The sequence below is a fragment of the Mediterraneibacter sp. ICN-202921 genome (assembly GCF_037890075.1).
Classification (GTDB): domain Bacteria; phylum Bacillota; class Clostridia; order Lachnospirales; family Lachnospiraceae; genus Mediterraneibacter; species Mediterraneibacter massiliensis.
In genome coordinates this window covers 84,879-100,546 of sequence record NZ_JBBKBE010000005.1, presented here as the reverse complement: position 1 = coordinate 100,546, position 15,668 = coordinate 84,879, and the positions used below count along the sequence as shown (strand labels likewise).

Sequence of the window (15,668 nt, the reverse complement as noted above, 5' to 3'; positions counted from 1 at the left end):
AGCAAAAGGTAAAACCGAGCAAAATCAAATCGCAAAAACCATGCAAAACCAAGTGCGGTTTATTCTGTCAAAATGATATTCGGATAAATCTTTTCCATCCTGTCATCCGGAAAATGCTCGTCAAAGAAATCACTGACCGCCGTCTCTGCACTTTCTGCTGTCTGCCGCTCTGTATACCGATCCAGCGCCAGAGCAGATATGACGATGTTCACAGACATAAATGCGATCATACAGATACTTAACACTTTTCCCATCTTCATCGGAAGTTTTTCTATCCACTGTGACAGCTTCGGATAGATGCCTTTCATCCATACAACTGCCGCTATCCCCCAGAAAAAGCAATACAAAAGATTGATCCTTCCGCCCAGATTAAAGGGAATCTTGCTATAATCCCAGAATACCGTTCCAAATACCAGCTCTGTAAACACGCTGCATATGTATTCATACGCCCCTCCCAGGAAGGTGCCGAAAACAAAAATATACCGATCGCTTTTATCTCTGTATCTGTACAGTATCCACGTCAGAAGCGCACACGCGATCCCCCACACCAGACTGAATGGTCCATACACGACGCTGCTTCTGCTCATCAGCCGCCCTGTCGTAATGAGACAAAAGATCGTTTCCACAATGTCCCCCAGAAATGCTCCGATAAAAAACAGCGAAATCAGTTTATAAAATCCACACCCTTCCGCAAATACAGCCGGAACATGTTTTTCCCGGCAGGCAGCATCCTCCTGGCTTATATTGGGAAATGCTTTTACCATACGTTTCTGAAGCTGCCGGGTCATCGCGTTTTCTATCACTTTGGAAGTCTTTTTTAATTCACTTGTGATCTGCTCAATCTTTCCATTCTTTTTCTTAAGACCCAAAATCGCCAGTCCAGAACCTATATAATCGATCAGAAGAAGGCCCGACAGTATCCACAGCAGAATTTCTCCTATCCAACGAGGCAGCCATAATATTCCTTCACAAAGCAACGGGTCGGCAAAGCAGATCATCACAACAGAGCAAACTCCCCACAGTACGGAATTTTTCAGGCAGATATACCCATCCAGCTGAAAACGCTTATTCGAATAATCCCACCATTTGTGCTGGAACATTTTTTCCATTACTCTGCCGGTCAGATACTCAATAAACGTCGTAATGATCATGCCGCCCAAGAATAAAAAGACAAGCCGGTGTGCAAGTTCCGGAAGAAATACCGCTACTGCCACCGCTCCGGCGCCATAGATCGGACAAAGCGGTCCGCTTACAAACCCCCGGTTGACAAACGTGTGTCTTTTATAAGCGGCAGCCGCTACTTCCGCCGCCCATCCTATAAAAGAATAGATATAATAAAACCAGATCAGCTCATAAATCGTATACTGCATATTTCATTTCCTTTCCTACTGATGAAGGTATCATATCACACTTATGTCGAAAAAGAAATTTTTTGTCGAAAAAAACATCCCGGCTCTCTCAAATTTTATTGAGAACCGGGGTGTTCTATGTGATAAGGACTTTACTTTATGAGTACCTCTAGTTATCATCCTTCGATCGCAATATGCTTTTTCGTCTCTACAGCCTTTTCATCCTTCTTTGGAATGGAAAGTCTTAAAATACCATTTTCATATTTCGCCTTTATATCCTCCTGGGTAAGGGCTGTCCCTACGTAAAAGCTTCTCTGCATGGCCCCTGCATAACGCTCTTTACGGATATATTTGCCTTTCTGGTCTTCTTCCTCTTTATCCAAACCTTTGGAAGCAGATATGGTCAGATATCCATCCTCCAGCTGAGCGCTGATCTCTTCTTTCTTGAAGCCAGGAAGATCAATATCGATTTCATATCCTTGATCATGTTCCCGGATATCTGTTTTCATCATATTTTTTGCGTTTTTTCCATACAGCGGATTTCTCTTTCCCCAGAAATCACTCTCAAACGGGAAGCTCATCCAATCATCATCAAATAAATTTTCTCCAAAAATACTCGGCATCATCATACGTCATTTCTCCTTTCATTTTCTATCTTTCATGATTTTCTATGAACCGCTTACGCGGCTGCCATCAGCACCCTTGAAGTCCTTCGCAAGTGTTGTAAGCGTGGAATCTAAAGAATCGGAAATACGATATGTTGTATCTTTTTTCCTTTCCTTTTGTTCTACTTATTATATAGCACATGTATGTTAGCACTGTCAAGAGGTGAGTGCTAATTTTTTCATGTTTTTTTGCACCCCCCTTAAAATCAATGATATGGTTATACACTTCCATTGTTACATCTATATGGGCTGGTGATCTACATTAACTGTTTTTGCCTTGATGTTTATATCTTTCCATGCAACTCTTGTAGTATCAGTCAGCTCACGAGTTGCCATGAGAACCATTCCTTTCTAAAAAGCTTCTTCCCTTGTTCACACAGCGTGCTTTGTCCTTTCTTATTATGGACTATAAAGTTTCAAAATATCACAATATGACAGCAGACATCTTGTTATAGAAATATCCGAGAACTAGTAAAAGGAGGCAAAAACGCCTCCTTCTATCAGAAACCTGTCAATTTAAAAAGCATAAGTTCATTGGCGGATCCGTCTTCCCTTTCCTGCGTAGCCATAATCAAGACCGCCCCATCATCTAAAAGCTGCATATCTTCCAACCATGGATAATCGGTACCGAAAATATCTTCTGTCCTGACAACACCCACATGTACGCCTTCCTTATCCCAAAACTGTATGCTTCTCATGTTTCCGTCTATAGCTACAAAACCATTCTCGGTTTCTGCCATGCCTGTGATACTACCCAGCTTATCCGGATCACTGATATCTGCTCCGCCTAATTCCATAAGCTGGTTTCCCTCATAGTCATAAACAATAATTTTTGTATTGTCTTCTTCGGCGGCAATTTTTCCTGCTACTAAGATATGCTGATTCGAAATCTCCACATCGTCCAACATGGAAAATGGACCTTCTCTTGCGGTATCGTCATTTAGTCCTGTCAAGATCCATGGCGCTGCTGTCAGATTTCCCTCTTTATTCGTAATCTTCTGCGTATCACTGTTTACCCAAAAACTAATTCCCCATTCACCGGACGGATGCATGGTCAGGTCACCTGTTATCGTTGTCTGTAATGCTTTTTGACCGTCTTTTACTCCGATCACCTCAAAAATCCCCTGCGAAAGATAGAGCATTCCATTAGGATCGGCAGATATATATTCATATTCATCATCCAGTTCCATAGAAGAAACAAATTTCATCCCCTCTTCTGAATATTCATATGTATCCAGTTTGTTTTCTGCTAAATGGAATATTTGATCTCCCTGCTTGTAAAATTTGTGTTCCATAATCTGCATAGTTCCCTGCGCTTCTTCAAATGGAATATATTCCGGCACAATCGTGTATGCGCCCACCATTTGCTGTGTCAATGTCGGCTGGAATATTTCCCCTTCCCACGGCCAAGGTGCATCCGTTTTTCCTTCATCTTTCAATTCCAGCCAAATACCTTCTAATAATTCTTTCACTTCTTCATCTTCTGTACCGCCATTGACTGTAACCATATACGAGACTCCTGACGGCTCATGACGGTATTGATAACAATTGCTTCCCGAATCTTCCTTTTCGAGCGTCGTGTATTCTGCATTGCCGATAAGCAAGGTTTCCAGTTTTCCATCGGCATAGTCTTTTAATTCAACTCCATATGCCTCCAGTCCCTTCCGAAAACTATACGCCTCCTCACTCTCTGCTGATACTGTCACTTCATATGTCGAATCCTCTCTTGTTTCTCCGTCGAAAAATGTTACACCGGCATATTGTTCTTCCTTCTGCATATTTTCTTTATCATATTTCCAGGATTCCGGATAATAGACTTTAAATAATCCTAAATCTATATGTTGCCGATCCTTAAATTTATCCTCCGCAGATTGTTCTGTGAATTGTTTCTTTTCTGCTGTTTCCATTTTCTGTTCACAGGCTGTCAACAACAACATGCACATGGTCACAGATACAAAACACCATTTTCTCTTCCTCATAAAAATCTGTTCTCCTCTCAGATTTTAGATTTATTCATACTCTAGTTTTCTTCTGCATCATTTTTTATACAATGAAAAGTATAATAATCCTCCTCATCACTATACTCTGCCTCCAACGTCCCATCCTCATTCATGGTCACATATATAGCCGGGGTTTCTGTCTCGATCGTACAATATCCTAAAGCTGCAGACCATGGAAATGTACCTATTTCCTGTCCTTTATACACTACTTCAACATTTCTGTCATTTTTAAAATTCAATCGTAATGCATCATGAATATCCTCTACCCCTTCCATCGTGGTCTGTGGTCCGTCTCCCAGAAGTTCTTCTACACTTTCTGACATCCATTCGCCTAATACCGCACTTTCTTCATCCGTCAGATACAAGTCCGGATCCATAGCTTCAGTTCCCTCTTTGGCAAAAATAATCTTTACCCCCATTCCCAGCATGTCATCAAAAGAAATTGTATCTTCTCTGATCACTCCAATCATGTCTTCTCCTTCAATTGTTAAAGTAAATTGATCTTCTTCCACTGACCACTTGCCTTCCCCCGTGTCTTCACCAATGAGAACACGCACTTTACCTCCACTCTTCACTTCAAATTCAAATGCTCCTCCAAAAGTATCTTCAATTCCAACAGACATTCCCATCATCTGCGCAGAGACAGCTATCCATTTTCCTTCATAAGGGCTTTTCTCTTTTGAAGAACCACCTCCACATCCGGTTATAAATACTATACTGATAATACAAATGAACATACATATACAGCGCATTTTTTTCTTCATAATACTCTCTCCTCTTTCTTTTTATTTCTTGTCCGATAAAAGCGGAAGCAGTAATTCTGCCACCTTACTGATCGGCATGGTCTGCAAAATCACTTTTCCTGGTCCTCTGACAATCGTATTAAAAATCCCTTCCCCGCCAAGCAGCATATTTTTTGCTCCTTTTACAGCCACAATATCCATCGTACAGCTTTCTTCCATTGCTGCAAGATATCCTGTACTGAGTAAAAGTTCTTGTCCGGCGTGCAAATCATATTCAATCGCACTGCCGTCGATTTCAATAAATGCAACGCCATTTCCGCTCAACCTCTGCATGATAAAGCCTTCTCCGCCGAACATTCCCTTGCCCAGCTTTTTTTGAAAATGCATAGACAGCTCTACCCCTTCCTCGGAAGCTAAAAACGCACTTTTTTGTACGATCATGGAACTTCCTGCACGAATATCTAACGCTTTAATCTCTCCTGGAAAACTAGATGCAAATGAGACGATGCCTTCCCCGCCTTCGGCAGTGAATTTATTCTGAAACATAGAATCTCCTGACATTAGTCTGCCGAACATTTTCTTGGCACCACCTCCGGAAACTGTTTCCATTTTCATGTTAGGACTCATCCAACTCATACTTCCACTTTCAGTGATCATGGATTCTCCTGCTGATAACTCGCAGACAACAACCGGTAAATTTCCTCCTAAAATCTCATATTTCTTCATTCATCTTTCCTCGCTTTCTTCCTTTTATTTTATGCCATTACAATACCATGTCTGCTTTTCTCATTCTATGGAACCAGGTCTACTTTTCCTACTTAAAGGCAAAAGTAGACCTGGTATACCATGCAAAAAGCACAAAAGATGCAGTAATCTTTTGTGCTTTTTCACTAATTCTTATTCAATTCTTCTCTTTTCTCTCCAAACGTCCCAGGCAATCACATCTGCGGAAAAGATCTATATACATCATCAATTCATCATTTGATGATATCCCCAGTTTGCGATAAATATTTCCGTTATGCTTTTTTATTGTACTCATACTGACACATGCGATCATTGGAATCTGAGCTAGCTCATATCCTTCTATATAATAATGAAAAATCGTATACTCTGCTCTCGTCAGTTCCTTCACATTTTCCGCAAATTGTCTCAGTAATTCTTCTATCTGCGGCGGAAGGTCGTTGACTGAGATTTCCTTATCTTTTTCACTGATATATCGATACAGGGCTTCTAATTCTTTAATATTAGAATGTCGATTCTCTAATTCTTTCCCTTCCTGCACATCTTGAAAACTTTTTAGTATGGGCCGGACAAAACGTCTCGACAAATACATAGCAACCAGATACATCAATAAAATAAAGCCTCCGACGCCTATCATAGTATAAAAACGATTTCTGGAAATGCGCTGATCACAGTCTTCTTTTGGTATCAGTACTGCAGTCACCCACTTGTCTGCCCCCTGCATTTGAAAATCTATAGTTTCATTTAAACCATAGTAATCTTTCTTCTGTCCATGATAGACATTATATCCTTTTCTTTCTTCAAGCAGAAGCTTTTCCGTTTCTGCTAACCAGGTTCCTTCTGTATTGCCTGTCATTCCCTTATCCACACATACATAAGAGCCTTCCATTGGAGCGACCAGAGATACCATTGCTCCATAAGTACTTTCTTTCGACGGATATTCCAATTTAAAATGTACATGATTGAGTTCCACCCCGCAGATACCATAATACTCTCCGTTTCTTCCTAGGATCGGCACTGTAAGTACCATAATATCTTCCCATGTATCCGGTAACTTCATCCGATACGACCAGAAGTAATCTCCTTGTGAAACGCTCTCCTTATCACTATACTCATCCCAACCGGGCAAAACTTCTGTATTAAATTCCAAATTCCACCGGTTATGGAGTTCTAACCCATATGCTCTGGCAATCTCCGGACTGCCTCGGAACAGGATTGTCTCCGGGCTCAAAACCACATTGCTGCTCACGTTGATCAAGCGGAGATATACTCCGCTGCGAGAATGGGCCGCATTTGCTATTTCCGTATTGACAGTTGCGTCTAATACCGCAAAAGCTCCGCTGCTGCGTCCCATCCGAATAGTCGTATTCGTCTCTGTATATAAAATATCCTGCGCTTCCGTTAAAAGTTCTCCCTTATTATTCAGATCAGAAAGTGTCGTTTCCTTCATTTCTAAAAAATCATCTAGCTCTTTTCCCAATCGTTTAGACATCTGAAGTGCATAGCCGGCATATTCTTCTAATTCTTCTTCCACTTCTTCTGAAGACTGATATAACTGCTGCTCCAATGCTCGTGCAATTTTTTCCTCTGTCCTTCCAAAACCTCCGATCGCTACCCAAAGAACAACTGCTATTCCCAGTCCAAACAAAATCAGAGAGATTAAATACAGCATCATTTTCCACTGCAGAGATATCTTTCGCTCCGAAAAAAACTTAAGGAATCTTTTTGCTTCTCTTATCGTATGCTTCATCCACTTCCCCCTCGGCCTATTTTTGCATAGACTCCTTCAAATGTTCTAACGCTTCGGCAGTCAGTGTTCCTACATCTTTTTCTCCTGTCTTCCAACTCTTGTTTGCAATACGAAGTTCACTTCTTGCCTTTTCTTCAAAAGCTGTTTCCAATGTCAGATAAGATTCCAACTGTGGCGGAGTATAAAACACATAGAAAGCCTGAGTTTCAATGAAGGCCTCATATAAGCTTTTATATTTTGGATCGCTTAATTCTTCCAATGCTTTCGGAAGAACATCAAACGCTTTTTCTGTCACCGGCATATATCCGACTTGTGTTACAAAGCGAACATTATTCTCTGGTTCTGTCAGCCATTTCAAAAATGTTGCCGCTGCCTGTTCCTTTTGCGGTGTAGATTTTACTGTACAAAAACCAGCTCCTCTCTGCATGACCATTTTCTTTTCCTCTGTAAAATAAGGCACCGGCTTCGCAATGACCTCAATATTTTCAGAACGATTGTCCTCATATGTTACAATGTCTTCATAATAGAGAACACTTGCAGATGAAGCCACACTAACCACAGCGTTTCCTGTACGGAGCGGTTCTGTCGCATACCCTTCATTCAACCACACTCCACCCTGTATGGCTGCTTTAGCATAAGGTACCCAGGCCTTTTCAAATTTTTTTCCATAAGCAATATCCCCATTTTCAAAGAACGATTCCCCCATAGATTCCGTACCGACCTGAAAATAATTAAAATGATAATCATGCACAAAAAATGTTTTTCCATCCCCTTCAATTTCCGGCGTTTGCTCGTCTGTCCACTTATAATACTCTATAGAAAGATCAAATAATCCTTCCCATGTATTTAATTGTTCTAATTTGGCACCTGTGGCATCTGAAAAGCGATCGAACAGCGTTTTGTCAATGAACATAATTTCTGTCGATTTTGCAAGTGGAAATGAAACAAGCCGACCCTCTATAGTTCCCTCTTCTAAAAATGAAGGAATATACGCTGCTAATTCTTCTTCTGAAAAATACTCTCTGTAGTCTACTAAAATATCCGGATCCGGCATAGCTAATATGGTCTTTGGATAGGAGATAAACATATCCGGAAGTTCCGATGCCCCCGGCTCATCATTCGCCGCTCGCAAGACCGCATCATGAATATTATTTGTGTTCGAAACTACTGTCACCTGCAATTTTATTCCTTCCGCAGCACCGACAGTAGTATTAAATTCTTCAATCATATCATTTAAAGGAGAATCTGTCTGTCCGCCATAGACATGCCATATTGTCAATGTAACCGGCTTCTTTTGCTTTTCTTTGCTAGCACAAGCAGAAAGTATCAATGCCAATAGACCAAACATAATCCCCGTTGTTACGAAACACTTTTTTCTAAGCCTTTTCATATTATTCCCCCCGATAATTCCACCATGCTTTTCTGCGTTATGTACAAATATTTCGTACTCATTATAACTATTTATATTATAACTGAATTTTTCTCCTTGCACAATCAATCTTTACACCCATTTATGACATCCTTACATTTTTTTCTCATTCATCACGGATACTTACTATAAAATTCCCCTGCCTCATAGGCGATCACGCACCTATGGAGCAGGGGGGCTTCAATTGCTATGTTATTGGATAGTATCTATAAAACGATCAATATCCTCCGTTGTATTATAAAAATGCAAAGAAACTCGTATTCCATTCCTATAATTTACTGTTATTCCTTTCTTTTGCAGCATCTCATATTTTTGTTTCGAATCTCTGCAGCCTATGAGTGTGATTCCCGCCATTTCTCCTTCTGTCGGAGACAAGACTTCTGCTCCATCCAGCCTTTGGACCGCGTCTCTCAAATACTGTGTTAGGTTTTGTACTTTTTTACATATCTCTTCTTGATGTTCTAAAATAATTTCTACTCCTTGCCTCGCTCCAAAAATTCCGGAAAAATTCATATTCCCGGTTTCATACCGCCTGGCTTCCAACGGCAGGTCAAATTTATATGTGGTGTAATCAAACTTATTTTTCATCCCTGCCCAGCCGATAAATGGATTTTTCAGATCTCCCAGTATTTCTTGATTGATATAAACAAATGCGATTCCATCAGGTCCCAAAAGCCATTTAAAAAATCCGCTTATCAAAAAATCTATGTGCACCTTCTTCACATCGATCGGCAACACGCCGAGTCCCTGTATCGCATCCACGACAAATATGATATTATGCGCCTGACAAAATTCACTGCACAGCTGCAGATCTGTCACCATACCGTTTGACGACTGTACCCAGCTTATGCTCAGGGCCTTCGTTTTTTCGTCGCATATCTTTGCCAGTTTTTCCTCATTAAGTATTCCATCATTTACATCTATCATCCTCACTTCTACACCTTGTGATTCCAGATTCATCCATGGATATATATTGGAGGGAAATTCTATATTGGTAACAACAACATTGTCTCCCTCTTTTAGATCCACAGCTTTTGCCGCCAGATTGATCCCCATAGAAGTATTCTGCAAAAACATGATCTCTTCCGGATCACTTCCGATCAATTGCGCGGTTCTGCTTCGCAGCGTGTCCACTTCTTTCCAATACTCTGCAAATGACGGTCCATTTCTTCTGCGGCTCTCATGAAAATCTTCAACCGCTTCAAACACGGCTTTTGGCATCAAAGACATGGCGCCTGTATCTAAGTAGCATTTTTGCGCCGTACTTCTTATATCACGAATAATTTCTTCCAAAGCTCCCATGCTCTCACTCCTTCTCTGTCAGTTTCAAGACCAAGTCTTTTAATACTTCTGACGCTTTCACAATTTGATCGATTTCAATGTATTCCTCTTTCGTATGTGCCTGTTCTATGGAACCGGGTCCAAAAACAAACACCGGGATTCCCCATTTCGCTAACTTGCTTGCGTCACATCCATAGGGCAAACCTATGATCTGTTCATGCAAGCCATGCTTATGCAAGACTCCACCGACGATCCTCTTCCTATATTCTTCTAGTTTCGTTCCATAAGACGGATCTGTCAAATACGGTTTTTGGAATATAACACGAGCTTTTTCGCTTTCACTTAATTCTTCCCAAACCATATCTTGGATCTCTTGATATACAGTTTCCCATGTTTCCCCCGGTATCATCCTTCTGTCTACATGAATAACACAGTGGTCAGGAACCGAGTTTACGATCGTCCCCCCTTGTATCAGCGACACAGCTACTGTTGCGTTTTTGCATGCAGAGTCACATCTGCATACTGTCTGCTTTTCGATTTTATTTTGAAAGATCTGGATGATCTTTGCCATTAAATAAATCGCATTTTCTCCCTTTTCCGGCATAGATGTATGTGCTGCAATTCCTGTTGTCTCTATACAAAAGCGAATACTTCCTTTACATGCTGAAGCAAGTCTTAATTCCGTCGGCTCACCAACCACAGCAAAAACAACCTTATCTCTATATTTCCAATTTAAAAATTCATCCACGCCTCTATGCTGAAATTCTTCATCACAGCACAAAGCCAGACAGAGATCAAACGGAAGTTTTTCCTTTTGTTCCTTCAATTTTCCCATTGCCAAAAGCATTGCGCACAGCTGCCCTTTGGCGTCACAGCTTCCTCGTCCCCACAGTTTCCCTTCACAGATCTTTGGAGAAAATGCGTCTTTCATCTCTTTTACATCTACGACGTCGCTGTGCGTCTGAAACAAAACGATCGGTTTCTCTCCTAAACGCTCACTCATACAGATCAACAGATTATATCTGCCGGGCAGCACTTCTTGTTTCTCACAATAATACCCCTTTGCACAGCACATTTCATACACATGGTCCACAAAAGCAGCTTCTCCGAAAAAATCGTTGTCTTCTAACTTACAATCTCCCGGATTTACACTTGGAATTTCAACAAACTCTTTTAATATCTGACTGATTTCTCTTTTCATACTCTTCTCACTCTTAAAACGACGGCGGAATAAATGCTCTGGACATATGATAAATCGCTTTGTCTATATGTTCCTGCGCACGATCCATTACGACCATCCGATGTCCCGGCAATAATATATCTGCTTCAAGTCCTTTTAATTTTTTAATATCTTGTCTATATAAAGATAGATCACAGCCCGGACAATTCAACAGGCCGACTAGTCCATTGACAAAGACATAATCTCCGGAAAACAGGATCTTTCTTTTCCCATCATCTAAAAAATATGCCATCAGCCCTGCGCTGTGCCCACGTAATTCAATACATCTTACTGTATATTTTCCTACTTTAAGTTCTTCTCCATCCGTCACATACAAGTCAGGATTTGGAAAAATAAATTCTTCGCCTTCCGGATAACACCCTGAATTTTGAGAAATTTCATAAGCTTCTCTTACCTCATCCGGATGCGCCTGCATATCTTCCCATTCATTTCGGGGCGCGGCGATTTTTATCCCAAACTCCTGCAGATCCCTTCCACCCCCGCAATGATCCGCATGCAGATGTGTAAGATATACTTTTTTCAATCTTTTTATATCTATATATTTTTCTATATTTCGGATGATCTGTCCGGTATCATAGCCCACGCCGCAGTCGATCAATGCCGCTTCCTCGCCGCCATCGATCAAATAGACATGACAGTCATAGGCATTGGAAAGCCCAAATTCCGCACTTCCCACCAAGTAAATATCTTCCGTTAATCTCATTTGGCTATTCATCCCCTTTCCACAATTTTACCGGTATTACAAGATTCAATTAAATACTGGCAAAATTCAATACCGCGCACTGCCTGTTCAACAGTAACGACCGGTTTCTTCGTTCTCCCCAAAACCAGATCGATCATATGCTTATTTTCGTTTACCAAAGCTCCTGTAATCTCACCGTTGATTTCCGGCCATAATGTCATGTCATGACTTTCTAACTTTCCATCAAACATAGATACAAGTGTATTCCCCGGACAATTCAATTTCAACTGCCCTTTTTCCGTCATCACTGTCAATTCCGTATCCAAATACTGTCCAAATTCATTAGGCAGCCTCCACTGCGTTTCCAGATTACATACTACGCCATTTTCCATTTCTGCGATCCCAAACACAATATCAGGACTTCTATATTCCTCTTTCGATTTTTTCTGGATCCCGCAGACGCTTTTTATGTGAGAATCTGTCAGCCATGTAATGATATCTATGTCATGCGCCAATGCCATAAAAACCGGATGTGTTCTTGAATGCAGCGAAAATCTCTCGATCGGTACGTTTCTTTTTACTCTGATGGATAAAATTTTACCATACATATCTTCATTTTGTAATATTCTATAAGCATTATTGTAAGATGCGTCATAACGTAAGATATGTCCCGGCAAAATATATAGATCCGTACTTTGCTCTAATTCTAGCAGCTTTTTCCCATCTTCCATATTTAAACAAATGGGTTTTTCTAATAACACATGTTTTCCGGCCCGGATCGCCTTCTCTGTAAAGCTGTAATGTGTATCCTCCCCTGTAGCAACAATGATCACATCGATCTCCGGATCATTCATAAGATCATCCACATTCGTATACCAATTAGGAATTTTATATTTCTCACAGATTGTTTTCAATCGGCTTTCTGTTCTACAGCTGACTGCATGGACTTCCGCCTCAGGCAATTGTTTTAATGCCTGAATATGCATGACCCCAAAGTCTCCAACTCCTACAATTCCAAACTTAACTTTTTTCATATAAACCTCCTACTTATCAAAGAGGGCCCCTTAATCCTGCAAATTAAGACACCCTCTTCTTTTCATTACTCTTCTTCCGGCATAGAAATTCTGTTAAAGAACTTACTCATTCTATTTTCTTCCACTGTACTTCTTCTTGTCAGATAAGAAACAAACAGACAAACAATCAATGATACACATGTACTTGTGGCCGTTGTAGCTGCCAGTGCCTGGATCCCGCCGGTTCCGGTAAAGGATACGATTGCTCCGCACACTGTTCCTGCAAGCAGTCCTGCCAATGCTCCTGTCGCATTTATCTTCTTAATAAATAATCCTAAAACAATAATTACAAATATTGGCATATCTGTTATCGCAATTACATTCAGGATCGCATTCAATGCGCCGCCGATCTTTGGCACTAACAATGCCCAACATGTTCCCAAAACAGCCATGATGATCGTTACGATACGAGACACTTTTAAATACTTTTCTGAAGATTCATTTGGCTTCCATTTTCTATAAAAATCTTCTGTGATCAAAGAAGAAGAAGCGCACAGTGCTGAATCAGCAGTAGACAGCCCGGCTGCTATAAGTGCGAAAAAGAAAATTCCTAATAACCCTGTCGGCAATAACTGCATAAAGATAGTCGGTCCGACCATATCCGGATTCATAGACGCAACAGTAGCTGGATCAAGCATTGCTTTCGCAGCAATTCCCGGAAGGATCTCCATGATCGCCATTGGGATTGCAATCAGTCCTGCAAATAAAATTCCCCATCTGGCAACATTTACTGTTTTGGCTCCCAATCCACGCTGCATAACAAACTGACTCGTAATAAAATAAGGGAAGCCTAATAATGTCATCGCGATAATATACGGCCATCCGTTTGGATGTTCGATTCCGGGAACAATTTCCATGATTTCCGCCGGAACAGCATCAACCAGTCCAGTCCATCCGCCAAATTCTTTAAAAATAAATACCATTCCAATAAATAAGCCGATCCACATCAGGACGAATTGAATAACATCTGTTACAACAACGGATGTCAGACCGCCAAGATAGGTATAGATCAAAACGATGATCGCTGTACCAATGATCACAATCCACAAAGGAATATCGAATAACAGACTTATAATCACTGCCGCCGCATAAGTAGTAACACCCATGCGGTTCATTGTATCTGCAATGACCCAGATCACACTGATCACACTTCGTACCTTTCCGTCATATCTGTCTTCAAAAATCTCTGACATCGTTGTATAACGCAACTTACGATAAATAGGCACAAACACGACCGCTGCCAGCACACAAGCACAGGCATTCAGCGCGATCCACACAACCGAGATACCAGAATTATAAACAACACCAGGCTTTCCGACCATACTCCATGTAGAAAAATTCGTTGCTCCAAATGTTGCCGCCAGGGCAAATGGGCCAAACGACCGGCCGCCCAAGGCAAAATCCTCAAAACCATTTACTTTTTTTGAGACATAGTATCCTATAAATAATGTGAACACTAAATATAATACCATAATTGCAATATCAAGAAATGAAATATTCACAAAAACACCCCCTTATTTTTCTAACATCTTAATAACCTCATTTCGGCTTACGCTAATAAAGCCGCCTACAAACCATACCGCATATCCTCCAAGAACAAGAATATTGATGATCTGTCCGGAGATCATACTCCTCAATACACATCCGCCTATAAACATAGCCGCTCCCAATGCCATGATCCACATTCCGTACCGTTTGCTCGTAACAGGTGCATGTTTGCTTTCTAAGAAGAAAATTTTACCTCTGAATTCCAAAATCGGTCCAATGATCATCAAAAGCGTAGACGCTACGATCGATGCCATGATCAAAATTGTAATGATATCCATTCTCTCTCCTCCTCTATCATCCTTTTACTTTATTTCCACGATCAATTCAATTTCTACCGGTGTATTAAAAGGCAATTCATTTGAAGATATCGCGCTTCTGCTGTGTCTTCCATCTTCGCCAAATACTTCTACCAATAACTTTGATCCCCCATTTATCACCGCCGGCTGCAGCACAAACCCATCCGCAGAATTGACAAAACCTAATACTTTCACAACTTGCTTTATCTCATCCAAATTTCCTAAATATTGTTTCAAAACTGCAAGCGCGTTAATCATACACTGCCTTGCCGCTTCCTGGCCTTGCTCTACAGTAAGCTCTTTTCCGACTTTTCCTTCATAAAGAAGTTTTCCATCTTTTTTACAATCCTGCCCTGATATATATAAGAGCTTTCCCACCTGCTTCACAGGGACATATTCTGCTACCGGCTTTGCAGGAATAGGAAGAATAATACCTAATTCCTTTACTCTTTCCTCTGCACTCATATTTCAACCTCCGTCTTTGCTAAATTTTCTAGTTACTTTCATTTCACACGTGCTTTTTGATTAATCAAACTATTTATTTGAATACTAACAATTAATTTGATTTTTGTAAATAGTAAATTTACATAATTATATCTCATATTTTTATGCATATTCAACAATTTTTTTGTTTTTTGCACCTATTTCCACTATATTTTTCTTGTTTTCCATATTTTTCATCATTATTTCGCCACCAAAAAGCAATACAATTTGTTTGAAATTTTAAATATTTCCTCCATCTGTCATCTAATATTTTCATTATTTTTTGTCAGCTTCATCATTTTTTATATTCTTTTTTCATCAAAAAGCCACACAAACCATACTTTTTGTTATATTACATCTTTACAGATAACATTTTATATGCTAACAT

General features: G+C 40.4%; 14 protein-coding genes. All 14 read right to left on the bottom strand.

The annotated features are described in order from the left end of the window. Positions 1 to 59: 59 nt before the first annotated feature. The 14 genes from WKT01_RS06235 to WKT01_RS06170 all read right to left on the bottom strand — a co-directional run bounded on the left by WKT01_RS06235 (position 60) and on the right by WKT01_RS06170 (position 15,262). A complete protein-coding gene (locus WKT01_RS06235) occupies positions 60 to 1,370 on the bottom strand; it encodes a putative ABC transporter permease (RefSeq protein ID WP_117975609.1) in 1,311 nt (436 codons plus the stop codon). A gap of 155 nt (positions 1,371 to 1,525) precedes the next feature. Continuing rightward, the gene (locus WKT01_RS06230; RefSeq protein WP_117975610.1) at positions 1,526 to 1,978 is read right to left on the bottom strand and encodes an Hsp20/alpha crystallin family protein; all 453 of its coding nucleotides are present in this window, start codon (positions 1,976 to 1,978) and stop codon (positions 1,526 to 1,528) included. A gap of 536 nt (positions 1,979 to 2,514) precedes the next feature. Beyond that, positions 2,515 to 3,993 carry a hypothetical protein gene (locus WKT01_RS06225; RefSeq protein ID WP_117975611.1) on the bottom strand — a complete coding sequence of 493 codons (1,479 nt, stop codon included), beginning with the start codon at positions 3,991 to 3,993 and terminating at the stop codon, positions 2,515 to 2,517. Between the two features lie 41 nt (positions 3,994 to 4,034). Beyond that, complete coding sequence (locus WKT01_RS06220) at positions 4,035 to 4,778, bottom strand: hypothetical protein (protein ID WP_117975612.1); 744 nt, start codon at positions 4,776 to 4,778, stop codon at positions 4,035 to 4,037. A gap of 21 nt (positions 4,779 to 4,799) precedes the next feature. Further along, on the bottom strand, positions 4,800 to 5,483 hold the full coding sequence (locus WKT01_RS06215; RefSeq protein WP_117975613.1) for a TIGR00266 family protein: 684 nt from the start codon (positions 5,481 to 5,483) through the stop codon (positions 4,800 to 4,802). Between the two features lie 175 nt (positions 5,484 to 5,658). Beyond that, the gene (locus WKT01_RS06210; RefSeq protein ID WP_117975614.1) at positions 5,659 to 7,248 is read right to left on the bottom strand and encodes a helix-turn-helix transcriptional regulator; all 1,590 of its coding nucleotides are present in this window, start codon (positions 7,246 to 7,248) and stop codon (positions 5,659 to 5,661) included. Positions 7,249 to 7,264: 16 nt separating this feature from the next. Then, positions 7,265 to 8,638, bottom strand: a complete 1,374-nt coding sequence (locus WKT01_RS06205) for an extracellular solute-binding protein (protein WP_340311632.1) — start codon at positions 8,636 to 8,638, stop codon at positions 7,265 to 7,267. Between the two features lie 231 nt (positions 8,639 to 8,869). Beyond that, positions 8,870 to 9,979, bottom strand: a complete 1,110-nt coding sequence (locus tag WKT01_RS06200) for an aminotransferase class V-fold PLP-dependent enzyme (RefSeq protein WP_117975744.1) — start codon at positions 9,977 to 9,979, stop codon at positions 8,870 to 8,872. 4 nt (positions 9,980 to 9,983) lie between these two features. Continuing rightward, positions 9,984 to 11,159 (bottom strand): M20 family metallopeptidase, encoded by a 1,176-nt coding sequence (locus WKT01_RS06195; RefSeq protein WP_117975743.1) that lies wholly within the window; start codon positions 11,157 to 11,159, stop codon positions 9,984 to 9,986. Positions 11,160 to 11,172: 13 nt separating this feature from the next. Next, positions 11,173 to 11,901 carry an MBL fold metallo-hydrolase gene (locus WKT01_RS06190; protein WP_270395888.1) on the bottom strand — a complete coding sequence of 243 codons (729 nt, stop codon included), beginning with the start codon at positions 11,899 to 11,901 and terminating at the stop codon, positions 11,173 to 11,175. Positions 11,902 to 11,909: 8 nt separating this feature from the next. Continuing rightward, positions 11,910 to 12,914: a Gfo/Idh/MocA family protein gene (locus WKT01_RS06185; RefSeq protein WP_117975741.1), complete on the bottom strand. Its 1,005-nt coding sequence runs from the start codon at positions 12,912 to 12,914 to the stop codon at positions 11,910 to 11,912. A 65-nt stretch (positions 12,915 to 12,979) separates the two neighbouring features. After that, positions 12,980 to 14,455, bottom strand: coding sequence for an SLC5 family protein (locus WKT01_RS06180; RefSeq protein WP_340311631.1), 1,476 nt, complete (start codon positions 14,453 to 14,455; stop codon positions 12,980 to 12,982). 12 nt (positions 14,456 to 14,467) lie between these two features. Next, entirely contained in the window at positions 14,468 to 14,779 is a 312-nt protein-coding gene (locus WKT01_RS06175; protein ID WP_059066603.1) for a hypothetical protein, read from the bottom strand. 24 nt (positions 14,780 to 14,803) lie between these two features. Further along, positions 14,804 to 15,262, bottom strand: coding sequence for a RidA family protein (locus WKT01_RS06170; RefSeq protein ID WP_059066602.1), 459 nt, complete (start codon positions 15,260 to 15,262; stop codon positions 14,804 to 14,806). Positions 15,263 to 15,668: the final 406 nt, after the last annotated feature.